Source organism: Mucilaginibacter sp. GW821-FHT07H05 (genome assembly GCF_059418485.1).
Genome location: NZ_JBWKPY010000002.1, coordinates 346,245 through 369,508, shown reverse-complemented (window position 1 = coordinate 369,508; position 23,264 = coordinate 346,245). Strand labels below are relative to the sequence as shown.

At 44.3% G+C, this 23,264-nt stretch carries 22 protein-coding genes and 1 pseudogene; 4 read left to right on the top strand and 19 right to left on the bottom strand.

The window, feature by feature from the left end:
• Nucleotides 1–23: 23 nt before the first annotated feature.
• From nadD to AC07M6_RS05635, 3 genes are all read right to left on the bottom strand, one after another.
• Nucleotides 24–599 (bottom strand): nicotinate (nicotinamide) nucleotide adenylyltransferase, encoded by a 576-nt coding sequence (gene nadD, locus AC07M6_RS05645; RefSeq protein WP_494887949.1) that lies wholly within the window; start codon nucleotides 597–599, stop codon nucleotides 24–26.
• A 29-nt stretch (nucleotides 600–628) separates the two neighbouring features.
• Nucleotides 629–1,198 carry a guanylate kinase gene (gene gmk, locus AC07M6_RS05640; RefSeq protein ID WP_494888450.1) on the bottom strand — a complete coding sequence of 190 codons (570 nt, stop codon included), beginning with the start codon at nucleotides 1,196–1,198 and terminating at the stop codon, nucleotides 629–631.
• An 85-nt stretch (nucleotides 1,199–1,283) separates the two neighbouring features.
• Nucleotides 1,284–2,159, bottom strand: coding sequence for a YicC/YloC family endoribonuclease (locus tag AC07M6_RS05635; protein WP_494887948.1), 876 nt, complete (start codon nucleotides 2,157–2,159; stop codon nucleotides 1,284–1,286).
• Between the two features lie 123 nt (nucleotides 2,160–2,282).
• On the opposite strand from AC07M6_RS05635, the gene AC07M6_RS05630 reads away from it, so the two are divergent.
• Nucleotides 2,283–3,014 carry a hypothetical protein gene (locus AC07M6_RS05630; protein ID WP_494887946.1) on the top strand — a complete coding sequence of 244 codons (732 nt, stop codon included), beginning with the start codon at nucleotides 2,283–2,285 and terminating at the stop codon, nucleotides 3,012–3,014.
• A gap of 11 nt (nucleotides 3,015–3,025) precedes the next feature.
• Here the strand turns inward: AC07M6_RS05630 and AC07M6_RS05625 are convergent, their stop codons facing one another.
• The 8 genes from AC07M6_RS05625 to map all read right to left on the bottom strand — a co-directional run bounded on the left by AC07M6_RS05625 (nucleotide 3,026) and on the right by map (nucleotide 10,436).
• Nucleotides 3,026–4,123, bottom strand: coding sequence for a hypothetical protein (locus AC07M6_RS05625; RefSeq protein ID WP_494887945.1), 1,098 nt, complete (start codon nucleotides 4,121–4,123; stop codon nucleotides 3,026–3,028).
• The gene (locus AC07M6_RS05620) at nucleotides 4,101–5,783 is read right to left on the bottom strand and encodes an FAD-dependent oxidoreductase (protein ID WP_494887944.1); all 1,683 of its coding nucleotides are present in this window, start codon (nucleotides 5,781–5,783) and stop codon (nucleotides 4,101–4,103) included. The genes AC07M6_RS05625 and AC07M6_RS05620 overlap by 23 nt, the downstream gene beginning before the upstream one ends.
• On the bottom strand, nucleotides 5,761–7,269 hold the full coding sequence (locus AC07M6_RS05615; protein ID WP_494887942.1) for a polyamine aminopropyltransferase: 1,509 nt from the start codon (nucleotides 7,267–7,269) through the stop codon (nucleotides 5,761–5,763). Before AC07M6_RS05615 ends, AC07M6_RS05620 begins: the two co-directional genes overlap by 23 nt.
• 4 nt (nucleotides 7,270–7,273) lie before the next feature.
• A complete protein-coding gene (locus AC07M6_RS05610) occupies nucleotides 7,274–7,498 on the bottom strand; it encodes a DUF350 domain-containing protein (RefSeq protein WP_494887941.1) in 225 nt (74 codons plus the stop codon).
• A 13-nt stretch (nucleotides 7,499–7,511) separates the two neighbouring features.
• The gene (locus AC07M6_RS05605) at nucleotides 7,512–7,688 is read right to left on the bottom strand and encodes a hypothetical protein (RefSeq protein WP_494887940.1); all 177 of its coding nucleotides are present in this window, start codon (nucleotides 7,686–7,688) and stop codon (nucleotides 7,512–7,514) included.
• Nucleotides 7,685–9,004 (bottom strand): DUF4178 domain-containing protein, encoded by a 1,320-nt coding sequence (locus tag AC07M6_RS05600; RefSeq protein ID WP_494887939.1) that lies wholly within the window; start codon nucleotides 9,002–9,004, stop codon nucleotides 7,685–7,687. The genes AC07M6_RS05605 and AC07M6_RS05600 overlap by 4 nt, the downstream gene beginning before the upstream one ends.
• Nucleotides 9,005–9,358, bottom strand: a complete 354-nt coding sequence (locus AC07M6_RS05595) for an S-adenosylmethionine decarboxylase family protein (protein ID WP_494887938.1) — start codon at nucleotides 9,356–9,358, stop codon at nucleotides 9,005–9,007. It abuts the gene before it with no gap.
• Between the two features lie 313 nt (nucleotides 9,359–9,671).
• On the bottom strand, nucleotides 9,672–10,436 hold the full coding sequence (map, locus tag AC07M6_RS05590) for a type I methionyl aminopeptidase (RefSeq protein ID WP_494887937.1): 765 nt from the start codon (nucleotides 10,434–10,436) through the stop codon (nucleotides 9,672–9,674).
• Between the two features lie 94 nt (nucleotides 10,437–10,530).
• Here map and AC07M6_RS05585 point away from each other — a divergent pair, with 94 nt between their 5' ends.
• Nucleotides 10,531–11,367: an AraC family transcriptional regulator gene (locus AC07M6_RS05585; protein ID WP_494887936.1), complete on the top strand. Its 837-nt coding sequence runs from the start codon at nucleotides 10,531–10,533 to the stop codon at nucleotides 11,365–11,367.
• A 45-nt stretch (nucleotides 11,368–11,412) separates the two neighbouring features.
• Here the strand turns inward: AC07M6_RS05585 and AC07M6_RS05580 are convergent, their stop codons facing one another.
• The 7 genes from AC07M6_RS05580 to AC07M6_RS05550 all read right to left on the bottom strand — a co-directional run bounded on the left by AC07M6_RS05580 (nucleotide 11,413) and on the right by AC07M6_RS05550 (nucleotide 18,950).
• Complete coding sequence (locus AC07M6_RS05580) at nucleotides 11,413–12,846, bottom strand: GMC family oxidoreductase N-terminal domain-containing protein (protein WP_494887935.1); 1,434 nt, start codon at nucleotides 12,844–12,846, stop codon at nucleotides 11,413–11,415.
• A gap of 11 nt (nucleotides 12,847–12,857) precedes the next feature.
• On the bottom strand, nucleotides 12,858–13,676 hold the full coding sequence (locus AC07M6_RS05575) for a hypothetical protein (RefSeq protein WP_494887934.1): 819 nt from the start codon (nucleotides 13,674–13,676) through the stop codon (nucleotides 12,858–12,860).
• Between the two features lie 13 nt (nucleotides 13,677–13,689).
• Complete coding sequence (locus tag AC07M6_RS05570) at nucleotides 13,690–14,688, bottom strand: DUF362 domain-containing protein (RefSeq protein ID WP_494887933.1); 999 nt, start codon at nucleotides 14,686–14,688, stop codon at nucleotides 13,690–13,692.
• A 5-nt stretch (nucleotides 14,689–14,693) separates the two neighbouring features.
• Nucleotides 14,694–16,217: an FAD-binding protein gene (locus AC07M6_RS05565; protein ID WP_494887932.1), complete on the bottom strand. Its 1,524-nt coding sequence runs from the start codon at nucleotides 16,215–16,217 to the stop codon at nucleotides 14,694–14,696.
• Between the two features lie 21 nt (nucleotides 16,218–16,238).
• Entirely contained in the window at nucleotides 16,239–17,123 is an 885-nt protein-coding gene (locus AC07M6_RS05560) for a hypothetical protein (protein ID WP_494887931.1), read from the bottom strand.
• Entirely contained in the window at nucleotides 17,120–18,592 is a 1,473-nt protein-coding gene (locus AC07M6_RS05555; RefSeq protein WP_494887930.1) for a metallophosphoesterase family protein, read from the bottom strand. The genes AC07M6_RS05560 and AC07M6_RS05555 overlap by 4 nt, the downstream gene beginning before the upstream one ends.
• A gap of 172 nt (nucleotides 18,593–18,764) precedes the next feature.
• The gene (locus AC07M6_RS05550) at nucleotides 18,765–18,950 is read right to left on the bottom strand and encodes a hypothetical protein (RefSeq protein ID WP_494887929.1); all 186 of its coding nucleotides are present in this window, start codon (nucleotides 18,948–18,950) and stop codon (nucleotides 18,765–18,767) included.
• On the opposite strand from AC07M6_RS05550, the pseudogene AC07M6_RS05545 reads away from it, so the two are divergent.
• Nucleotides 18,949–19,179 (top strand): annotated as a pseudogene (locus AC07M6_RS05545) (cation transporting ATPase C-terminal domain-containing protein); the annotation flags it as partial. The gene AC07M6_RS05550 and the pseudogene AC07M6_RS05545 overlap by 2 nt on opposite strands.
• Nucleotides 19,180–19,258: 79 nt before the next feature.
• Here AC07M6_RS05545 and AC07M6_RS05540 read toward each other — a convergent pair.
• Nucleotides 19,259–20,338, bottom strand: coding sequence for an AI-2E family transporter (locus tag AC07M6_RS05540; protein WP_494887928.1), 1,080 nt, complete (start codon nucleotides 20,336–20,338; stop codon nucleotides 19,259–19,261).
• A 413-nt stretch (nucleotides 20,339–20,751) separates the two neighbouring features.
• Here AC07M6_RS05540 and AC07M6_RS05535 point away from each other — a divergent pair, with 413 nt between their 5' ends.
• Complete coding sequence (locus AC07M6_RS05535) at nucleotides 20,752–23,262, top strand: cation-translocating P-type ATPase (RefSeq protein ID WP_494887927.1); 2,511 nt, start codon at nucleotides 20,752–20,754, stop codon at nucleotides 23,260–23,262.
• Nucleotides 23,263–23,264 lie beyond the last annotated feature (2 nt).

Here is a 23,264-nt window from a genome sequence, read left to right as displayed (position 1 = left end):
CTTTTTATAAAGTTAGCAGAAAATCAGTGCTTATACAAACTCTTGCTTTCTATAAATGCTAAAACGGGATCAGGTACAAAATATTGGATGTTTTTGCCTTCGGATAAGGACTTGCGGATAAAGGTGGCCGAAAGCTCCATCAGCGGGGTCATGGTAATGGTTACCGACGGATGCGATGCCAGTTCGGCGTTTTCATAACCGGGGCGCGGGTATACATATATGCGGTAATCGCGCAGGATGAGCTTATAATTTTTCCATTTATGCAGGCTGGCCAAATTGTCGGATCCCATAATAATGGCAAACTCATGTTCGGGGTATTTTTCTTTCAGATGGGTAAGGGTATCAATGGTGTAGGATGGCTGCGGTAACTTTAGCTCCACATCGCTCACGGTAATATTGGTTGAATTATCGGTAGCCAGTTTGGCCATCTCCAGGCGATCGTACGTGTTTACCAGGTCGCCATATTTTTTTAGCGGATTTTGTGGTGATACCACCAGCCACACCTTATCAAGCGTGGTATGGTTGGCCATATAATTAGCAATAATTAAATGGCCGATGTGGATAGGATTAAATGAACCGAAAAATAATCCAATTTTCATTCGCTAAGTTAGTTTCCCCTTTTAAAGGGTTAGGCGTTCAAAAAGTTTTTCACTAAATCCTCCGCTTCGTTGCAAGCTGTTTGAAGATCGTGATTTTTAAGGATAATATCAAATTGCGGGGCATAATTCAATTCCTTTTCGGCTTTGTCAAAACGCTCCTTTAGTTTAGCATCACTATCTGTACCACGTGCCGACAGGCGCTGCTTCAATACTTCCAGTGATGGTGGCTGTACAAATATAGCCAGGGCCTGCCCGTCGTACTTGCGCTTCAAGTGCATGCCGCCTTCCACATCAATATCAAATATCACGGTTTTGCCGGTTGCCCAAATGCGCTCAATCTCTACACGCAACGTACCATAAAAAGTACCTGAATACACTTCTTCAAACTCAACAAACTGCTTTTTAGCAATGCGGTGCAGAAACTCTTCCTTGCTGATAAAGTAGTAATCCTTTTTATCAACCTCATCGCCGCGGGGCTCGCGGGTGGTGGCCGAGATGGAAAACTCCAGTTCGGGGATTTTTTTAAGCAGGTGATGCACTATGGTAGTTTTGCCCGCCCCCGATGGCGCCGAAAATATGATGAGTTTACCCTCTTTAATCATTTGGTCATTAAGTCATTGGGTCATTGAGTCATTGATGCATCAGTGCCTAAAGAATGACCTAATGACTCAATGACTTAATGACTTATAATACATTAAGGAGTTGTTCCTTTATTTTTTCAAGTTCTTCTTTCATGCCTACTACCAGCTTTTGTATGCCGGCATCGTTAGCTTTAGAGCCGATGGTATTGATCTCGCGGCCAATTTCCTGCGATATAAAGCCCAGTTTTTTACCGTTGGCATCGGCACTTTGCAGTGTTTCTAAAAAGTAGTTACAATGCGTGGTCAACCTTGTTTTTTCTTCGGTGATATCCAGTTTATCAATATAATAGATCAGCTCCTGCTCCAGGCGGTTCTGGTCTACATTTTCGCGGCCGACGGCATCAGCTAAAAAGGTGTTGAGGCGTTCGCGGATAACAGGTACACGTTTGGGTTCTTCAACCGCTATCGCGGCCAGGTTATTCATAATCAGGCCGATGCGGTATTTAGCATCCTGCTCCAGTACGTTACCTTCATCAGCACGGAATTGCTGAAAATTCTTTAATGCCTGCTGAAAGGTTTTCTCTACAATCTTCCATTCCTCTTCCGATACGCTGTCTTCATCAAACCGCACTACATCGGGCAAACCAAGGGCCAATTGTAATAAATTGCCTGTCGGCTCGTTTAAATCAATACTAACGGCCTTCAGCTGATCAAAATACTGTTTAAGCAATTGGGTGTTAATACCGGCCGCTTTTACAGTGGCATCGGTTTTTTCAACATTGATCGAAAGATTTACCTTGCCGCGTTCTATTTGCTTATTACATTCGGTACGCAGCTGGAATTCCTTATCCGAAAAGTTTTTGGGAATGCGGAGCGATAGTTCAAGAAATTTGCTGTTCAGGGATTTGATTTCAACAGTATATTTTGTTGTGCCCGAGTCAAAACTGGCCGTTCCATACCCTGTCATGGATTTTATCATGTGCAAAGATAGGAAATAAATTTATCATGACGTTTAACGCAGAAAATGTAAGACGCAATACTTTAACATTTTTTAGCATTTAAACTGTTACACAATCACTAAATTTACAACGGGAATAACACGATGCTTTTAACATATAAAAAAATGCTGCTGCTGATAAGCGGTTGCTGCATGGCTTTTGCCTTGCAGGCGCAAACACGCACAGAGCATAATATTGCCGGCTTTGTTTGTACCAAGGGAACTTCGGTACGTGTGGCAAAGGTGCTGGTTACCAATATAAAAACAAACACGGTGGTTTTAACCGATGATTTGGGGACCTTTACTATTAAAGCCGCCGTTGGCGATACCCTTGAATTTGCAAAACAGGAGTACACTACCATACAATTGCCAGTAACCGGTTTGGCGGATATGGTTATATTTTTGCAAAAGGTTATCAACCTTTCCGAAGTTACTATTGTGGGCCAAACCAAGCAGCAGGAGGTAAACAGCGCGATGACCGATTACCGCAAAAAAGGCGTTTATTATGGTGGCAAACCGTCGGCTATATCGGCAATCACATCACCGTTAAATGGTTTGTACTCGCTGTTTGGTAAAGAACCTAAAAATGCACGGCACTTTGCAGCCATATCTCAAAAAGACCTGGAAGCGGCGCAGGACAGCAAAAAATACAACAAAAGCATTGTTAAAAAAATAACCAACCTGCCCGATGAAGAGCTGCAGAAATTTATGGATGCGTATACCCCATCGCACGAAGATTTGTTGAAATGGAATGATTATGAAGTGATCGACTATATCAAGAAATCGTTAGCGGATTACAAAAAGCATGGGGCTATTCCTATGCAGAAATTGTATTAGTCTTTATAACCTCAACAAAGGCGATCCGGGAGGCCTGAACGCTTTTTTTTATTAATTTTCCAGATAAAGCCATCCAGCACATAATGGGTAGACTGCGGCAAGGCCAATAGCGGCACCAAAAGCGATAGCACTTGCTGGTCGCTTATTTTAGGCAACCGGGAGAAAATGCCGAAAATATTGCTGTGCTCTTTCCATATCATACCATCCCACAACCCCTCTTCCAGGTAAGCTAAAAAAACCAGTAGCACAAGAAAAAATAACACGCCGCCGTATTTATTAAAAGTGTATTTTGAAATAACACTTCCTTTATAGCCGTTGGTTTGGTGCCGCCTTTTCTCAAAGATCCATATCAGGGCCATATAGGGTATGCCATGCGAGATTACATTAAGCGTGGTAAATGCAAGGTCGCCATTAAAATAAACGATGCCGAAATACCATGAAAGAAAGGTGCCGCCGATTAGCAGGTTGCGTGGCCAGTTAATTTCTTTGGTATTTATGATATAAACGCACTCTTTAATTACATAAAGTGCAATTATCGCAAGGTAAACTATCAACCCTAAAGCCAACAGTACAGGCCAGCGGTAGGAGAGAATATCGTTTTCAACAAACCAGCTGAAATTTCTTTTCCCTTCAAAATGCCAGTAAAACAGCGGATAAATAGTTGCGGCATAAATGGCCATTTTATCTATCAGCCTAAACCAATAGCCCTTACCCTCCTGCCTGGAATATAATCGCATAAAACCATACTGCTGCCTGATAAAATGAAAAACAGCGAGGTAGGCCAGGGCGCGCCAAAAAAGCATACCATCATAATTATGCAGTAAAACCCCTGCAACGTAACATACGACAGGTACTATCATTAAAAAAGTATTTTTTTTAAAGGCCCCGCTGTTAAAATAAGTGCGATAAAGCGTGCTGTAAACATGTGCCACATCGATAAAAACCACCAGGAAAAGCCAATAATAAACCGGGATTGCGGTTGAAGTTTGGAAAGTTGCCGGGAAGCAAACAACCAGCAGCAAGGCAATAAACGGCGGCGACAGGATAAATACCCCATCAATAACCGGCGAATGCAGCCAGGGTTGCTTATGGGTTGGCTTGCTTTCCATAAATGGCTAAAACCTGGTTGGCGGCACGAATACCCTGATGAAATGCCTCTTCAAAAATAGACACGCCGCTTAAATCAGTATGGGCAAAAAACAAGTTATTGTTTACCGGTTGCTGTGCTGCCTTCCTGTTCGGCCCCCAAATATAGTTAACGGCGGGGTATATCATGCCGTGCCCCCATATCCAACATTCCACATTTTCGATGGCATCGGTGATGCCGGGGTGCATAAACTCCAGTTCCGGCATCATCATGTCCATCCATTGCTCATAAGTACGGGTATAGGCCGCAAGGCGCGCCACCCGTGGCTCATGATCGCATAAAGGAAGATACCAGGTTAAAACCCTTTTTTCGTTAACCAGATTAACGGTTTGCTGCCCGGCGTTAACATAGCCTACCGAAGGGGTATCATAAGCCACGTTATCCCAACATAAGCCCACGCCTTTTGCCTGCGGTAAATAATTAACCGTAATATTGGCAATAAACCACGGCGAGTAATTCAGGCTGGCATAATCCATTTTACGGCTTACCGTTTCCTTCAGCAGCCTTTGGTTGATAAACTGTGGTACTGCCATAATCACATGATCTGCAATCAGGTTGCTGGTTGTGCCTTTAACCGTATCATAAATACCAGCCACAACCTTACCTTGCTGGTTATGGGTAATGCTATAACACATCTTATTCTTCAGCACATGTTCGCTCACTTCGGCGGATAGTTTTTTTGTTAGCCATCCATTACCTTCCGGCCAGGTTAAAACCGCATTTGTTTCGGCGTTGGCCGCTTTGCCCCTGCGCGATGCAAAATAATGCAAGCCCGCCCATGCCGATACCTTGTCTATCTTTTGGCCGTAATCATCCTTACAGCAATAATTTAAATACCATAACAGGTAAACCGAAGTTAACTGTTGTTGCTGCAAGTAGGTTTTAAAACTAATCTTATCCAATGCCCGGTAGCGGTCATCGGCCGAACTATTATCTATCGGGATATCAAATGCATATTTACCATCGCTGCCTTTTGCTTTTTTTAAACCCTCTATTAGTGCGAAAAACTTTTTCACCTGAACTTTATCGGTTTCATGCAGGCCAAAGTCGGGAACTATGCCCTCCTGCCATTGACCGTTAATGAGCAAACGTTCTTCGGGATCAAAACACAAATAGTATTCATTATAAACAGGCAGATTGTTTTCAAAACCGGTAATTACGCCGCAATCCTTTAAAAAGTCCATGAGCAACGTATCTTCGTTATTGGCAATAGTAATATAGTGCGCCCCGAGCGGATAGGCTGATACCTCATTTTTGCCCGAATGGGCATTTCCCCCTACATGGTCTTCCAGTTCCAGCAATTCAAAATCATGATAGCCCTGTTTTTTTAAATAACGCGCTGCCGAGAGGCCGGAAATACCGCTACCAATAATCAAGGTTTTAACCTGGCGTGCGGCGGTTGGTGCGGGTAAGGGTAGTTTATCGCGCAGGAGATGTCCGGCTTTGGCATTTGGGCCTTTTATACTGCCCTTAATATTTTTATAGGCCGCGTTGGGTTTCATCCTTCGCAAGCAGCCGCTTAGTAAGATACCTGTTGTAACGATGCCCGCTTTAAGCAAGAATGAACGACGATTTAAACCATCGGTTAAACCGCTGCCTTTATAAAACGGACGACCACTCATCTTCAAAGTATTTTACCAGCACCTGATTGTTTAACTTGTTAACCTCTGTTTTTACTTTGGCCATATCCTTAGGGAAATAAAACATCAGGTCGAGGCTCTCTTTCGTTATAAAACGCATCCCCGGTAAAAAGGCAGTTGGTTTTTTGTATACCGGGTTTTCGGTAGCCATAATATAACCCCACTCGCCAAACGACGGCACATTATTATGATAGGGGATGGTATGCAAGCCAACCGAACGTAGCGTGGTATCAACCGTCCAAAACGATTTTGGCGCCACATATGGCGATGTGGCCTGTATAACCATCATGCCACCCGGCGCAAGGGCTGTTTTAGCCAGTTTGTAAAACGAGTTGGTGTATAGTTTCCCAACCGAATAGTTTGAGGGATCCGGGAAATCTATCACCATAAAATCGAACTTCTTTTTATCCTGCCGCAGCCAGGTGAACGCGTCGGCGTTTATTACTTTCACCTTGGGCGATAACAGCGCGTTTTTATTTAAATTCATCAGCATCCGGTTTGATTTAAACAGCCCGGTCATCCCCTTATCCAAATCAACAAGTGTTATGCTCTGTATATTGGGGTATTTCAGGATCTCGCGCACTGCCAGGCCGTCGCCACCGCCCATTACCAGTACATTGCGCGCGTTGGGCAATGCCTGCAAACCGGGGTGCACCAGGGCTTCGTGGTAACGGTACTCATCATCCGAACTAAACTGCAGGTTGCCATTTAAAAACAGGCGTAGTACCTTGCCTTTTTTTGTGAGGATGATACGTTGGTAAGGTGTGCTTTTTGAATAAATGATGGTATCGGCATAAGTGAGGCTTTCCGAAAAATTAGTAATAACGCCGGCATAAACAAAGCCAACCAACAGCGCCAGGATACTAATAATGGCACTTGTTTGTAAATATGCGGCAGCTTTTATTTCCTTTTTAAAACTTACACAAACAATTAGGGCCACGCTTACATTAAGGACACCCACCATGTACGATGTTTTAACCAATCCCAGGTAGGGTATTAATAGTAGTGGAAAAACGATTGAGGCCAGTAATGCGCCTATATAATCGAAGGTAAATATTTTTGACACCAGGTCTTTAAATTCATACCGGTCTTTCAATATCCGCATCAGCAGCGGGATTTCCAGGCCCACCAGGATCCCTGTTATGCCAACCAGGCTGTAAAGTATAATACGGAATGAAGCAACGTTTTCGAATACTAAAAACAAGATGGTAGAACTGGTGCCACCAACCAGGCCAACCAATATCTCTAACTGGATAAACCACGAAATGATATTTTTTTCGAAGTATTTAGATACCCACGAACCTATCCCCATAGAGAACAGGTAAACACCGATGATGGTAGAAAACTGCGTGACCGAATCGCCTAAGAGGTAGCTGGCCAGTGTACCGGCTATCAGCTCATAGATCAGTCCGCACGTTGCTACTACAAAAACCGATATCAGCAGCAGGGCATGCAGTTTTTTGTTCATATCACTACCCGTGTATGGCCGAACTCACAATCATGGCCACGGCTATCATAAACGAAGCGCAAACGATGGCTAAAGCGATGTTATTATTATGCACAATCTCCTTCCACAAATTTTCGGGGGTGATTTTTTCAATTATCCAATACGATATCAGCAGGATAGCTATCCCAATTACCGAATACAATACGGATGCTACAATGTACTTGTAGTTAATTAATTCATGTAAACTCATAATGCTATTGGTTTTATTTGTGATAAAATACGTGAACGCCCCTTACGTGGCTATTGTTGTTATACCCGGTATTGCGGGTTATGCTGCTGCTTTCCCAAAAGGCTACCCCAAACAATGCGCTATAGGTATAATATCCTATAATAAGGATTGCAAAAACAAGATAAACAGGTACGGTTTTAATAGTTTTCATTCTTCATCAGTTTCGTAAGGTGAAAAATCACTGTTCATCCATCGCTTTTTCTCGTACATACGCATCCTGAACCAGGTATATAGCGGATAAAGGCAAAGGAGTAGCAGGGTAACCCATACATTTCGCCAGATGACAGGGTTAGCGGTTATACCAATACGCACACTTTTAAGGGCTGTATCGCCCGCTGCGGGATAGATATTTAAATGGTATTTGCCCGCCGGTATAGACGATAGCAGTACTTCAGCCTCGCGCGATCCTTCCGTCCAGCTTTCGCCGTCTTCGTAGCCGTGGTAGTATTCAATGCTTTTGGTCACTTCCCAGCTTTGGTTATCTTTTTCGTTAACCAGTACAATGGTTGTTTCCATCCAATTATTGTCAACATCCGATGTTACCGAAAACTCCAACGATGAAGACACATTCTTTAACTCGAACGACGGGGTGATGAATGGTTTAAACTCATTTACTTTAGTCGAGTCGCTTACAATTTGGTAAGCATTATCCATCACCTGGTAAGCCGGGTTGGTAAACGATGCGATAAACCCTATTAAAGCCGTTATAATGATTAATATAGGGGTCACTTTAGCAACCGCGAACCATCTTTGGGCATGTACTGATGGTTCGTTGGCGCCTATTCCCTCTTTAACGGGGAACAGTTCAATGTCTGTTTTAAAAGCATCGGCAATTTCGGCAGGCTGAGCGTATTGACCCAGATAAAAATCAGCCGCGGAGCTGCCTTTCTTATCCTGCTCCTTGTAAATTATATTGGGTGCCGCTACAAACTCCGAAGTTTTGGCCGTTTCCTGCAAAATATCCCAGTCAAACTCGCCTATTAAGGCGGTGGTTATAGCTGTGTATTTGTTAAAAACCTTGTATTCGTTCTCTTCATATTCCAAAAAATCCCAGTTATGGTCGCCGATTTTTTCAAGTTCAGGATAAAACTCTTTGCCGGTAACAAATGTCCAGTGTCCATCGTACTCTGCAAAATTGGCATAGCCTTTTTCATAATTGTAAAGGATGTATTCGCGCCAGGCGTAAGCGGTACCTTTCTCTTTCTTTTCGATATAGCCAATCACTTTAAAAGTATGGCCACGAAATATGCCAACGCTGCCCAATTTTAATACCGGTTCCTGTTGTATGGGGGGCGCCTGTTTTTGAATAACAGGTGTATCATTTGCTATAAACCTAATAAAGGAGTGGCAGGAATCACACACGCAGTATTCACTTCCTTCGGGGTCGTACAAGGTAATCTGATGCTTGCATTTGGGGCAGGCTACATCCTCTTGATAAGGGAACGATTTGAGATTTATTGTTGCCATTTACCTTACCAGTTCTGTTTTTTTTATTTCGGTGGCTTCAAAAAAAGCTAACACCTGACTGTAAATAGCCCTTACCTTTTCAGAATTATCTTTTTGGTAGTTTGAAAGGAAAATATCAAACGTGGCCAGGTTAAATTCCGGCCAGGTATGAATAGATAGATGAGACTCGGTTAAGCAAACCACCGCAGTAAAACCGGCTCCCTCAAAATCATGATATACTTCGCCAACTTTTTCAAGCGAATGCCCCGAAATCAGGCGGTCGAAAAACAATTTACAGGGTGCTGATGCTGACAGGCTTAAAACATTAGATACAGAAAACTCTGCTAAAATATGTAGACCGGGTTGATAAGGCATTCTTCTGTTTCTTGTCTAACCAAAAATATAAATTTATTGGATAATTAATGCCGGTAAAGATATTATCGTTTACGGCAACTGTTGGTCTTGCCCCAAATGAATACAGCAGCAGGCAAAACCACTCTTTTTTGCCTCAGGATAGTGCTGCTAAATATGGTAGTGATGCTCTCTGTAAATTTTTTGCGCGAACGGGAATAGGCCCAAATGCTTTAACGATAAGGGAGCAATAGGCATAGAATAGCCGGCCCGTACGGCCCAAAGTATTTTTGTTTACCCAATGGATGTTGGTAACTAATCTTTGGCAGTTTGTCATTTAATCCCAAATTCCGTTGGCTTCAGTCAGGATAATTGGCAAGCCATCTGTTACAACAATGGTATGCTCGTGTTGCACCGAAAACCCACCTTTGTCGCCCACAAGCGTAAATCCGTCACTTAATTCTACAGCCCAGGTTGAGGCTGTGCTGATGAATGTTTCAATTGCCACAACACTGTTTTTTCTGAACCGTCTTTCATCAAGCCTGTCTTTGCAATTCAAAATGCAATCCGGTTGTTCATGAAGGCTCCTTCCGATGCCATGGCCGCCTAAGTTTTTTATCACTTTGTAGCCAATATTCCTGGCTTCTTTTTCAATCAGCCCGCCAATTTCATTGATTTTTACACCGCCCTTAATATTATTGATTGCCTTTTTAAGGATATCGCGCGAAGTATCTACCAGGTGCTTTTTTTCATGGCGGTCCTGCCCAGCAATAAAAGAACCGCCGTTATCTGACCAATAACCGTTCAATTCGGCAGAAACATCAATGTTTATAACATCGCCATCCTGTATAATCCGGTCATTTGAAGGTATCCCGTGACATACCTCATTATTTAAGCTAATGCAGGTAAATCCCGGAAAATTGTACGTAAGATGCGGCGCAGACCGCGCACCGAAAGTGCTCAATACCTGGCCTCCATAATTATCTAATTGTTTTGTACTCATTCCTGGCCGGGTATATGTCCGCATTTCCTTTAAGGTCATAGCCACTGCTTCGCTAACGGCCTGCATTGCCTGAAGTTCTTTTTCGTTATTTATCGTCATGCCTGTTTTGCTTCAAAAATATCACCTTTGCGCTATCCCTGACAGTATAAATTAGACATCTGTTCGCTAATCAGCAAATTGGTATATTCGCATAATGCCTATCAATTTTTTCAGACATATCAACACGCCCAATGATGCGCTTATTACCAGGATAAGTCCGCCGGAAAGCTTAAGAGATTTTGTTGAAGGGTTTTATTTATATAAAACCCAGGGTTTGCATGGAAGACAACTCTTTTTCAATGACGGTTATCCCGTAATTACCCTGATGCAACACCCTGCGGGTAAGATGCTGATTAACATAAACGGCGATATTATCAACATTGGCAATGCATGGGTTTGCGGTGGCATGCTAAAAAACATCTATTGCGAATCTTCCATCAGTACTGAGGAGTTTTTTGTTATCCGCTTTAACCCCATTACTTTTTTTAAGCTGTTCAATATTCGTGAAAATGTTTTTAAGCATAAGCCGGTTTTTGATCTCGTGGAAATTGTCGCTGACGATTTTAGCGCGTTCAATAATCACTTTTACAGCAATGCCGCTATTGAGCATAAAGTTGAAGTAGTTACTAACTTTTTATCCCAAAGGATCTGCGCAATTGCATTTCCAAATCTGTTAGGAGACCTGATTCATCATATTGAACAGGGGCGGAGCCTCAGTGTCAGGGAGCTTACAAAAAAATGTGGTGTACGTATAAACTACAAGTGGTTGGAAAGAAACTTCAAAAAGCACATCGGTGTATCACCGAAAGACTATTTATTGCGTAGACGCTTTTTGAATACTTATCGTAGTTTGGATTCATTATCTTCCAACGCGCTGTTGCAAATAGCTTTGGAACATGGCTATTATGATGATAACCACCTGATCAAAGACTTCCGCAGCTTTTCAGGCCAGCCTCCCAAAGCTTTCTTTCAAAATAGCAATCGTACCTGATATATTGTTAGAATGTATTTGGGTGTAATTTTATGTGTTCAAACGTTAGGCTTCCGCAACAAAATCAGCAGCATAATGAGAAACCGCCATCGCTGTTGCCTGGCAGTTCGTCCGGATATTTGTAGGGAATATGCTGGTGTCGGCCACATACAGGTTCTCATAACCATGAACCTTAAAATCACAGCCTACCACGCCATTCTTCTTATCTTCGTTCATGACATTGCCGCCCTGGGGATGCGCCGTGCCTAAATTAAGGTCGTTGTTATTTATTACCTCTTTGTCCAGTATTTTCAGGTCTGCTTCATTCGAAAATTCGACGATCTTAAAAGTAGAAGGAAGCACTTTCACCGCGCCGCCATTAAAATAGATCATGGAGAGTTTCTTGATCCCTTCCTTCAGGTATTCCAGTTCCTGCGGGCTGAAGGTGATATCGATAATCGGATTCTTCTTTTTATCTAATGAAATTTGACCTCTTGGTTCCGTGCCAACCATTACTCCCGCATCGGCAAAATGCGTGTAATTCAGCATGCGGTTATAATGACTTAAAAAGAAGCCGCCGGTACTGATGGAAAAGACCAGGGGTGGTGCAAAATAGCTTTCAATTACGTAATTACTGCTGGCTTTGGCCACGCAGGTAAGCCCTATGCCGTCAAACCCATTGACGATCTCCTCGGTTTGGGCCGTAACAAACGCGCCGCCCAAAACATGAAACTTCTGCCCCACTAAACCGTCAAGAAATATCCCGCTTTGCAGCAGTAAGGCGCTGGAACCGATGGCGCCGGCCGAAACGACTACTTTGTCCGCCGTCAGGTGCACTTCATGGTTGTTCCTGGAGAATTTTACGCCCGTAGCCCGATTGCCTTTCAACGTGATTTTTGCATCAAGACACTGATCAAATACAACGGTCCCCTTGGCCTCGGCCCAGGGGATATAAGTAACCAGCATAGAAGTTTTCCGGTTGTAACGGCAGCCATAATTACACCAGCCGCAACCGAGGCACTCTTTGCGGTTGTTATTAAGGTAGGAGGCCTCAATGCCCATCGCCTGGCAACCCTTCATAAATACATTGGAACCTTTATTAGCGAGCAACGGCGTTATCGGTGAAACATGTAAGGCCCCCTCCAGTTCTGTATAATTTTTCAGGAGCTTTTCTTTATCCAAAAAGGCGTTTTTTCCTGCCCACTCCGGTAAGATCCTGTCCAGATCGGCCCGTAGCCAAATAGCATTATTGATCACGGTCGAGCCACCTACGACCGAACCCTGGGCAATGGTTAGGGAATGGTCTTTTGTAGTTTGCAGCCCCCCGTTTTTATAAACCCTGGAGAACATGTTAGCCTCGTTATGTTCAAAAGTTTGGGGGTCCTCCCGTCTGCCTTTTTCAACAATAGCTACCCTGATCCCTCTTCTGGCCAGTTGATAAGACATCACGCTGCCTGCAGCGCCTGAACCGATTACGATCACGTCAAATTTTGTGTTCATGGTGTTGTAAATTAAAAAGGGTCTGGATAAAAAAACGGGGCCTGGTCTTGATGTGCCCTTTCTCTTTCTTCAAAAGGGATAAAACCGGTTTGCAGCATGCCTTTATCATCGCCGTAATACCCGATGCAAAAAAGTACTTTCATCGCTTTGGCCACATTACGAAAGATGCCCTTACTGCCGATCACTTTTTCTATAAGCCGCCGCCGTTCCTCCGACCCCAGACTGCTAAAGGGAAAGGGCCGCATTTGCAGTATGGGCAAAACCCATTCTACCAGTATAATAACCGTCCTCATTTCGCGGGTAGCTGCAGGTGAAGATACATTACTGAGCATATGATCTACATTGACCGTAATTTCAATAGCGCTTAGTGCAGCCCCGCCATCCGTGTCCAGCATCGCGTCCGCTATCTGTATCATCGTTTCAAACTGCCTTTGGGAAAAAAAACGTGGTTTAAACCTGTGTTTAACCGCCAGGTTGTTTAACCCCATGATCAATATAACTAACAGCACGCCTAAAATACCCCCGGATAGCAAATAGCCTGATGCATAAAGGGTACCGTATACCAGGCTAAATAATCCGGTCAAGAGTAAAAAAACAGTAGCGGGTTCTAATAACGCCCTGTTTTGCCTTGTCCCGGCACCTGCAATACCGGTTAGCATTGCACTGAAAAACAGGCCGCCCAGCAAAATGATGCCAGGTGAAGGATGAGCCGGGAATAGATATTTAAAGAAACAGCAGCCAAGGATAAAGGATATAAAATTGACTACCGAGGCCAGGTTAAGCGTGAATGAAAGAAAGTTTTCATAAATGTTACGGCCGTATTTTCTCATTGGATATTCCATACTATAGTTGCTTAGTGAGTATTGGAGTGGACTTGATTAATTTTGAAATAAAGTGATGGAGGGCAGGCATTACTTCTAACACGCCCCAAAGGCCGACCGTCAGGGAACGGATATTTTGCCAATCCTCCCAGGGCGTCATATTGCCTTTCCTGGTGATTTGAACGGTTCCCCAGCGCAACAGCGCTTCCTGTAAAAGAAAGTTCAATGCCGGGTTTAGGCCCATTTTCTCGCCTTGCACCCAATCCAACGCCAGGATATTGGGCGAAGCAAGCACCGCGTTGGTAGTATTGACTTTAGGCTTCCTGATACTGCTACTGAAACCGCAGCCACTGTCCCAGGCATCCAAAAAGCCGAAGTGTACCGGGAAATGCGTTGCCACCAGTACGCAGGCTTCATAAAACCTTATATTTTTTGTTTCATAATAGCTAATCCGGTTAAACCGGGGCAGGCAGCCATAAATGTTTTTTAAGCAGCCCGTATAAAAGCACTGGCAGTCGGTCTTGTTCTTGCCGAAGGATATCCGGTAGTCGGCCGTTAACCAGGCACGGGCGATGGTATGCATGCCCAGTACACTTCCATAATCGTAGGCAACCTGGTCGTCAGCCAGGTCAATCAGGTTATAATTTGTTGCCTGGTAACCAATAGAGCCGGCAACGTTGTGAACGGTCCTGTTTGGGTACCAGCAGTTAAGTAAGTTTTCTGAATCGGCGACCGCAATATTTGAATACCCATGGCTCCGGATTACCCCTGCCAGATGCTCAACGAGTTCCGGATCTGTAAAGGCCGCGGCATCGGTCTTAGATGGCGCCTCCATGATGTTGGCCTTAATAACGACCAGAAAATCCTCTTCCTTTTTCCCGGAAAGCAGGAATTGTTTTTCCAGGCGGGGAATGAAACCGGAAGCCGCGATCGCGTCATCAAGCACGGCTATTTTCTCTGTCCCGGTCTTCACATAGACCGTTGAGTTTTCCTGGTATGGTAAAGGTAATTGAGGGTTCATAAAGGCTATTTAAAATTGCACCTGTCTGTAAACGTATTATTGAATATGCCGGTCTTATTCATTTCGCGGAAGACGACCAGCCACTTGGCAAGGCAGGGGTAAAGGTCCGTGATCGTATCGTTCCCTAAATTGTGGTATTGCCCCCAATGCGGCCTGATCTTCCCGAGTTTTAAAAGTTCATGTTCTATCTTATCAAGTATCTGAAACCTTCCTTTGGTGCCTACCAGCAACGGAACCTCGATCAGGCATTTATCCTCGCCATTCATCATGGATAAGTGCGCGTTGCAACTTTTAACAAAACGCATCGATACCGGCGCGGTATGGTACAGTTCTCCTATATGCATGTTCTTTTTTGCCAGTTCAAGGATCTTATCTATCGCCTGGATATAAAGGTCGTTCGCCAGGGATACCGCATACTCCCCGGAGTATCCTTTGACGTAGTTGGCATTCCCTAAATTCATAACTTCATAGCTTTTATCTATGTAGCCATCATAATCCAGCACACCGTGCATGCTGGCCGAAATCAGCTGGGGGCTTTTACTGTAAAACAATTTAAAGATCAGCGCCGGCAGCTTCCTGAACCTCAAAACAACATGTTCTATGAACCATCGGCGGGACCTGCTTCCCTTGGGAAGACGGGCGACATTACCGTCGTAAATATTTCGTTTGGTGACGAGACAGCTATGCTTTCCATCAATTTCGTAGGGGTTTACCCAGATCTCCAGGTGCCTGTTAGCCTTCAGCAGACTGGCGATCTTGCCCGGGACTTTCAAGTCTTCCCAAAAGGTTTCGCCCTTGTTACCGAACCTTTCCTCTTTTAAAAAATAGCTGTCCACAACTTTTAGTATCAAAGAGTAGATAATACCCATACATCCCATACTGACCAATACAGCATTAAAATACTCATCATCCTGGATAAGCTTGTTTTCGGGATAGGACGCTTTATATTTCCCGGGGTCGGTGATGCCTGCCGAAGGTTCTATCCGATAGACCATACCCGTTTCGCCAACGATAACTATGGCGGCAACGCTGTCGGGCAGCGGGCCTAAGCTAACGCCGGTGCCGTGTGTGGAGGTAGATATGACGCCGGCTATCGTTTGCCCATCATAGGCCCCCATATTTGCGAGGGCAAGCTTATTTTCGTCAAGATAGGTATTCAGGTCCCTGATCTTTATGCCATTCTCCACATGTACTAAATGGCGGGATGCATAGCCCCTGGTTATCAGGACGCTTTCGTCATATAGCAAATCCTTATCCAGGGGTATCACCTTATTCATGCCGTGGCAATTGATCAAAAAATCGGAGGTCTGCACGATATCAGAAAAAGAATGCCCGGAGCCCACCGCCTTTACTTTGCAATGATTAAGCTGGGCCCTTTGAATGATATCGATAACATCATCCAGTGTTTGTGGTTTTTCATATAAAAGAGGCTCAATGATCTGGTTGCAAACGCAATTTTGCCATTTATCCCTTTTGCCTCCGGTTGTTCTTTCGGAAGCCGATCTAAGCGGAACTGACTCTTTTTTCATTTTTGTGCTTGTTGTTAATACTTATTCAATAGGTTTCCAGGATCCGGTGGTCAATAGTTCATTAGTGCTTAATACACTCCGCAAGGCCGGTTCTACGCCTGCGGTCACTGCACTTTGCTTGATACGCGCGGTAAGCAGGTCATAGACGTGCTGGTCCGGTATGGCATTGACGTGTGAAGCCAGTAACGCCGTAAGCTTAAGGTATTTTTGACGGTTACGCCACACCAGGGTGATAATCACCGCTGCCACAGCAGCCAGGCCGACCAAAAACCAGGTGGCATATTTCTGAATGACCGAAAGATTGGTATCAATACCTTTCTTTAAGTCGTTATTAAGAAAGCGCGAAAGTTTATTCAGGGTAGAGTCGGTGATGCCTGACTGGAACCGGGTGGTTAGATGTTGCATGGCGGTATCTACGATATTGCCAATTTGTTGTTTGGTTCCGTCACCAAGCAACTTGTTTTTTAAGTTAACCAGCTTGCCGCTGTTCTCGTCATTTAAAACAGCCTGTATCAAGGCCTGCAAATCTGCCTTGGTCTTTGCGCCGACGGCGGCTTCCCTTAAATTATCAATGTTTTGCCGGGTCTGCTTTCCTGTAGCATTTTCTACCAATTGCTGTACAAATGTCAATAACCTCCGTGATAGCAAGGAATCTAATACGATCTTCAGGTTTTTATTGGCGCTACTCCCTGCTATTGTGATAGCCGAATCAATTGTCTTGTACAACTCTGCCCGTAGCGCGGATTCTGCCAATCCTTCATCTAATCCCGCAACCAGGTTTTTCCCTATGGGTTTTACCTTGCTGTTTAACCCCTCTCCAAGGTCGCTCCCTATCTTTTTAAAGGCATTGCAATTACATAGTAACAGGATACAGAATCCCGCTAAGTACCATATTTTCTTTATCATGATCGGTCATTGTCAACGAGTGGTAAAGTATCTGTTCGCAGGGCATCGTCGTTCCAGCGTTGTAAAGGATAGATGATCAATTCCCCGGCAGGAGCGTGCTCAACCTGTAAAAAGGTGTAGGTTTTGTCAATTCGTATATCGGCCGAGGATGCCTCGAAGACAGGCATCCAGGTGCCTGTATTAAAATACCATCGTCCCTGTAGGTTCTTCTGTTCAGGATTATGCGTGTGTCCGAATGTTACGATTTGGAGCGATGGGTTTTTATGTAAGATAGCTTCGGCGAACGAGACAAAGCTGGAGGGGCCGCTTAGTTTGACCAGGGTCATGAGGCGGCCAAACAAATACGATAGTAAAAGAAACCCCAGGTTTTTACCGGTGTTTAGTATTTGCTGTAAAAGCCAGGAAGTGTCGCTGGGGTGCTGGTCGCGCGGCAGGCTTTTGTAAATGGCAAACCCCGTAATGGCCAGCGGTAAAATAATGATGAGCAAAAAGGTAATGGCATATTTAAATATCTCCCACCACATTTTTTTGGGAACAAGCAAAACGGTAAAAGGCACATAATAAAAAACCATTTTCAGGGCGAGCGGGAAACGCTCCCGGAACAGCACAAGCAAAATGTTTTGGCGCGGCCTTACATTATCTATGAAGGGGTAAAGCAGCTCTATTTTGTTAATAAGGTACCGGTTAAAAAACGAGCCGAACGGGAGGTTCAGTTCTTGCTTGTTGGCACTCAGTATATTGCCTTGTACTGCGGTCGTCCTTTCATAGCAATGTCCGTGTTCAATGTAGATCTTTTTATCGATGATCATAGCATGATCGGCAAAGATGGTAAGGTCATTAACCAAAGGCAGCACATCGTCTACAGGTAAATGCTGCGTTTGCGACAGCCGCCTGGCCAGGGCATACCGCAGGTAATTTTGAACCGGCTTCCAATACCATTCCAGGTCGTGGTTGCCCTTGGTAATTATTAACCGATGCCCATGATATACCCATAAAGCCAGCCGCTCGAACAATGCCTGGTGGCCCGAAATACACACATGCAACTTCCATACAGACTTGTAGTCATTGGTTCGCAGCCCGAATGTCTTTTCCTTTTTAATAATCGACCCGCGAAGTTCCTTCTGCTTTTTTGGTATCCCGACAATGCTGAGCATTTCTTCCCAGTCAGCAAAATCATTGTCAGTTGTGGGATAGTCACATATTCTTAAGAAATCTATAAAATCGCCGTTGATGACCAGCAATGCTTTGGGAGCCGTTGCTTTTTCTTCCAGGTGGTCGATGAACCGGACGAACGACTGATCGGCAAAGAAATTCTCGGTCCCTTCATAATTGTTATTTGAATTAATGCCCGCCGCCAGGTGCAGGTCACTGATCACAAAGATACCCCTGCCGTCCGAATCGATCTCGATCAACGGCTTTTCGTAAGCTTCCTCTGGAAATACGAGTTTACGGACAACGGGTTCCTGCATAATGGGTTGTGAATTGAAGGTTTAGCGTTACTCTTTCCTATCGATATTAAATAAATAGGAATATCATTACCGATAGCTTGGTTAGCTATTGGTAATCAGCAAGATAAAATATTATTTTTATATTTACAATAGTTTAAAATATATTTTTTATAGCATCCCGGAGATTGAAGTATTAGCAGAGCGGGTTTGTGAATAGTAATATAGCCACTACATTAATAGCAGCAGTCAACATTACGGTTTCGGTATGGCGCTTGGACAATACTTTGGCAGTTACTTTTACAGTCTCGATAAACAGGAATACAATAAGTAAAGTTGAATACAGCGATTCGCAGCAGCTGAAAATTAAATAGGCCCTCATGTATCTTTCTACAAAAGTGCACCCGTCCAGGCTGGTACCACACTTACTTTCGCACAGTTATTCCATGTGTTCAATGTCTTCGGGTGGTTCCAGCTTTTTGAATAATGAAATTACCAGGAACAAATGGGTCTGGATCGCCATTTTGATCTGCAGCGGCCTTATCCTGATGGTTTTTGCCGTACCCGGATTGCGTTTAGTTTTAGGGCTAACGGTACTTTCCATTAAATTGTGGGCAGCGGCCATAACCATCAGCCTGCTGCCACTGGCTATTTTTCAGCTTGATAAAAGCATCCGAAAAAAACAACCCACTAAAGTATTAAACCTTGATCTGGCTTTTTTACAGGCCGCTCATCGCCCAGCAGTACACCCCATTGCTTATAGTTTTCGGTACGGTCAAATACGATCTTTAAAATGGACAGCACCGGCATCGCCAGGAACATGCCCGATAAACCCGCCATGACGCCGCCGACTATAATGCCAACAATGGAAACCAGCGGGTTGATCTTAACCTGCGAACCCACAATACGCGGCATGAGGATATTATTATCCAGAAATTGCACTGCAGTGATCGCGCCTAATACGATCAGCACATCGGCCAGGCTTTCTGATGAGGCCAGGGTAAGCAATACGCCCAAAATATTACCAACTAATGCCCCCAGGTAAGGGATCAGGTTCAGAAAAGCAAAAATGATCCCAATCAATAACGCATTCTGGATGCCGAAAAGCCACAATGCCCCGCCTAAAAGGATAATGATGTAGGTGATCTGTATCAGCAGCCCGACAAGGTAGTTTTTAACCATTTTTTCGGTCTGCCGAACAATGTCCTCCACGTTCTGGTACTCGTCTTTTTTAAACCACATCAGCAGGAACTTTAAAAAAAGGTTCCGGTACAAGATGATCAGGTAGATATAGATCGGTAATAAACCGATAAAGATGACTATGCCCGACAAAGAACCCGCAGCACCGCTCAAAACACCGCCCAGGGAGCTGAATAATTTTTTGCTCTGCACATTAATGAATTTCAACTGCTCTGCCGGGGAGTATCCGAATGACTGGCTGATCCAAATACTCAGATTATCCAAATGTTTGGTTACTGTGCGTTGGATCTGCGGAAAATCATCCAGCAAGGCACCCATCTGGCTGGAGAACAGCCAAATGATCAGCGCTACAACAATAGTTAATAATAATATAGGTAGGAAAACAGCAATAGATTCAGGCACTTTTAGTTTTTTAAAAAAACGAAATACCGGTAAAAGCACCAGGCTGAAGAAAAATGCCATTAATAAGGGCATAATGATCGAATGTCCGGCCACCACTATAGCTCCTAAAACAAACAGGCCAATGAGCTCTATGGCCCGTTTTACGGTCAGCGGCATTTCTTTTATCATGGAGTTATTTTTTTACAGCGCGCGCTCTTTATTAACCAATATAAGCGTTTTTACATCAAATCCTATCGGGGATAATAAGGACTGGGGAGCGGTCGCCTCTAACAAGTCTGTGATAAAAAGGCCTTATCATCCAAGCGTTAAAATATATCCGCATATTCTTTAATGATATCAAAAATAGCCAATTAATAATACTAATTTAAGTAAGTGCTATCAGGCGCATTAATGATCCCCGTCATTTATTCCCCGATGATAAATGGCCAGATTTATAATCTAAAAAATCGGACATGAAGCTTACTGCTGTTTCAGAAAACACGAAACACTCCGCTGAAACTGCCGCTAAAGCTGATTCATCCGAAATGAAATTATTACCCAGGACCTGTAAAGGCTGCACCCATATTAATAGATAATAATAAATGGCAGTAAATAGTTTTGACATACGGGGATTAAGCAGCGATGAAGTAATTGCGGCCAGATCAAAACATGGAGCAAACAGCCTGTCGTTCAACAGAGAAAACGGCTTTGTTGATGCCCTGAAAGGATTGGCAAAAGAGCCAATGGTGATTTTACTGTTGGTTACCTCGTGTATCTACTTTATCAGCGGTAAGCCCGGTGATGGTATTTTTCTGGCCTCCGCCATTGTGCTGGTAGCAGGCATATCTTTATATCAGGACTCCCGAAGCCGGAACGCGCTCGAAAAACTCAAAGATTTTTCGCAACCCAAATGCAAGGTGATCAGGAACGGCGGGGTTTTGGAAATAAAAAGTAACGAGCTTGTAGTTGGCGACAGCCTGATGGTAGAGGAAGGGACTTCTATAACAGCTGACGGTATGATTGTACATTCCAACGATTTTTCGGTCAATGAAAGCATCCTCACCGGCGAATCCTTAGCCGTTTATAAGGACCCTACTTCAGCCGACAATTTAATTTTTCATGGAACCACCGTAGCCAGCGGCCTGGCCATAGCCACCATAATCGCCATAGGGAACCAAACCCGTTTGGGTAAGATAGGCAAAAGCCTGGAGGCAATTGACGAAGAAAAAACACCACTGGAATTACAGATCAATAATTTTGTAAAAAAAATGGTAATTGCCGGGCTGATTGTGTTTGTGGGCGTGTGGGGCATTAACTATTTCCGGTCGGCCGATGTTTTGGATAGCCTCATCAAAGCGCTGACACTGGCCATGAGTATCCTGCCCGAAGAGATCCCGGTTGCATTCACCACTTTCATGGCCCTGGGGGCCTGGCGGATGATGAAAATGGGTATCGTTGTTAAACAAATGAAAACGGTGGAAACCCTGGGCAGCGCTTCAGTAATATGTACCGATAAGACCGGTACCCTGACGGAGAATAAGATGAGCCTGGCGAAAGTGTATACCCTGCAGGAGAATCGAATTGCAGATGTTACTGAAAAAACTTCAAACAGGCCCGGACAGGAACTGGTAAGACTGGCTATGTGGGCCAGCGAACCGATACCCTTCGACCCCATGGAGATTGCCCTGCATGATGCCTATGCAAAAGCAGGACTTCCTGATGAACGCCCCGATTACAAAATGATCCATGAATATCCCCTGAACGGAAAACCGCCCATGATGACCCATCTGTTTGAAAATTCAAGCGGGCAACGCATCATCGCGGCTAAAGGGGCACCGGAAGCCCTGATCCGTATCAGTAATTTAACCGAGCTGGAAAAAAGGCAGGTAGCATCGGCAATTGAAGTAATGGCTGCTGAGGGATACCGGGTATTGGCTGTAGGGGAAGCAAATTTTACAGGGAACGATTTCCCCGCAACACAGCAGGAATTCCAGTTGGTATTTAAAGGGCTGATTGCCTTTTATGACCCGCCTAAGAAAAACATTAACGCCGTGCTGCAGGGCTTTTACAAGGCTGGTATTAAGGTTAAAATCATTACGGGCGATAACGCGGAAACCACCGGCGCTATTGCCCGGCAAATTGATTTTAATGGGTTTGACAAATGTATAAGCGGCGATGCGCTAATGCAGTTATCCGATACCGAACTCCGGGCCAAGGTAGCAACTGTAAACATTTTTACCCGAATGTTCCCGGATGCCAAATTAAAAATCATTAATGCGCTAAAGGCAAACCGTGAGATAGTAGCGATGACCGGTGATGGGGTAAACGACGGGCCTGCTTTAAAAGCCGCACACATTGGCATAGCCATGGGTAAAAAGGGAACCGAAATTGCTAAGCAGGCTGCATCACTGATATTGCTGGAGGATGATCTTTCTAAAATGGTGGAGGCCGTAGCGATGGGCAGACGTATCTATACCAACTTAAAAAAAGCCATCCAATACATTATTTCCATCCATATCCCTATTATATTAACTGTGTTTACCCCGCTGGCCTTAGGCTGGGCCTACCCTAATATTTTTTCACCGGTACATATTATTTTCCTGGAACTGATCATGGGGCCAACCTGCTCCATCATTTACGAGAACGAGCCCATAGAAAAGAACACGATGCTACAAAAACCACGGCCGTTCAGCACAACTTTCTTTAACTGGAAAGAGCTAACAACAAGTATCATCCAGGGGCTGGCAATCACCGCGGGTACGTTGGCTACTTACCGGTATGCCCTAAGTAAAGGAGCTGACGAACCGCTTACCCGTACCATGGTGTTCACCTGCCTTATCGCAGCCAATGTTTTGCTCACCCTGGTTAACCGTTCGTTTTACTATTCGCTGTTAACCACCATCAGGTATAAAAACAACCTGGTATTGCTCATCATCGGTATCACCCTGCTCATTTCAGCTGCACTGATCTATCTTAGGCCCTTAGCCAACTTCTTTGGTTTTGCGCCATTAAGTGCCTTTGAACTGGCGGTGAGTACGGCCATTGGCTCGGCCTCGGTGATCTGGTTTGAGCTGCTGAAATGGCGGAAGCGTAAGAGGGCTGGTATTCCTTAAAT

Excerpts from the sequence above, each read along its gene's own strand:
- nadD (WP_494887949.1), bottom strand. The coding sequence starts at position 599 with ATGAAAATTGGATTATTTTTCGGTTCATTTAATCCTATCCACATCGGC.
- AC07M6_RS05635 (WP_494887948.1), bottom strand. The coding sequence starts at position 2,159 with ATGATAAAATCCATGACAGGGTATGGAACGGCCAGTTTTGACTCGGGC.
- AC07M6_RS05630 (WP_494887946.1), top strand. The coding sequence starts at position 2,283 with ATGCTTTTAACATATAAAAAAATGCTGCTGCTGATAAGCGGTTGCTGC.
- AC07M6_RS05625 (WP_494887945.1), bottom strand. The coding sequence starts at position 4,123 with ATGGAAAGCAAGCCAACCCATAAGCAACCCTGGCTGCATTCGCCGGTT.
- AC07M6_RS05620 (WP_494887944.1), bottom strand. The coding sequence starts at position 5,783 with ATGAGTGGTCGTCCGTTTTATAAAGGCAGCGGTTTAACCGATGGTTTA.
- AC07M6_RS05615 (WP_494887942.1), bottom strand. The coding sequence starts at position 7,269 with ATGAACAAAAAACTGCATGCCCTGCTGCTGATATCGGTTTTTGTAGTA.
- AC07M6_RS05610 (WP_494887941.1), bottom strand. The coding sequence starts at position 7,498 with ATGAGTTTACATGAATTAATTAACTACAAGTACATTGTAGCATCCGTA.
- AC07M6_RS05605 (WP_494887940.1), bottom strand. The coding sequence starts at position 7,688 with ATGAAAACTATTAAAACCGTACCTGTTTATCTTGTTTTTGCAATCCTT.
- AC07M6_RS05600 (WP_494887939.1), bottom strand. The coding sequence starts at position 9,004 with ATGGCAACAATAAATCTCAAATCGTTCCCTTATCAAGAGGATGTAGCC.
- AC07M6_RS05595 (WP_494887938.1), bottom strand. The coding sequence starts at position 9,358 with ATGCCTTATCAACCCGGTCTACATATTTTAGCAGAGTTTTCTGTATCT.
- map (WP_494887937.1), bottom strand. The coding sequence starts at position 10,436 with ATGACGATAAATAACGAAAAAGAACTTCAGGCAATGCAGGCCGTTAGC.
- AC07M6_RS05585 (WP_494887936.1), top strand. The coding sequence starts at position 10,531 with ATGCCTATCAATTTTTTCAGACATATCAACACGCCCAATGATGCGCTT.
- AC07M6_RS05580 (WP_494887935.1), bottom strand. The coding sequence starts at position 12,846 with ATGAACACAAAATTTGACGTGATCGTAATCGGTTCAGGCGCTGCAGGC.
- AC07M6_RS05575 (WP_494887934.1), bottom strand. The coding sequence starts at position 13,676 with ATGAGAAAATACGGCCGTAACATTTATGAAAACTTTCTTTCATTCACG.
- AC07M6_RS05570 (WP_494887933.1), bottom strand. The coding sequence starts at position 14,688 with ATGAACCCTCAATTACCTTTACCATACCAGGAAAACTCAACGGTCTAT.
- AC07M6_RS05565 (WP_494887932.1), bottom strand. The coding sequence starts at position 16,217 with ATGAAAAAAGAGTCAGTTCCGCTTAGATCGGCTTCCGAAAGAACAACC.
- AC07M6_RS05560 (WP_494887931.1), bottom strand. The coding sequence starts at position 17,123 with ATGATAAAGAAAATATGGTACTTAGCGGGATTCTGTATCCTGTTACTA.
- AC07M6_RS05555 (WP_494887930.1), bottom strand. The coding sequence starts at position 18,592 with ATGCAGGAACCCGTTGTCCGTAAACTCGTATTTCCAGAGGAAGCTTAC.
- AC07M6_RS05550 (WP_494887929.1), bottom strand. The coding sequence starts at position 18,950 with ATGAGGGCCTATTTAATTTTCAGCTGCTGCGAATCGCTGTATTCAACT.
- AC07M6_RS05540 (WP_494887928.1), bottom strand. The coding sequence starts at position 20,338 with ATGATAAAAGAAATGCCGCTGACCGTAAAACGGGCCATAGAGCTCATT.
- AC07M6_RS05535 (WP_494887927.1), top strand. The coding sequence starts at position 20,752 with ATGGCAGTAAATAGTTTTGACATACGGGGATTAAGCAGCGATGAAGTA.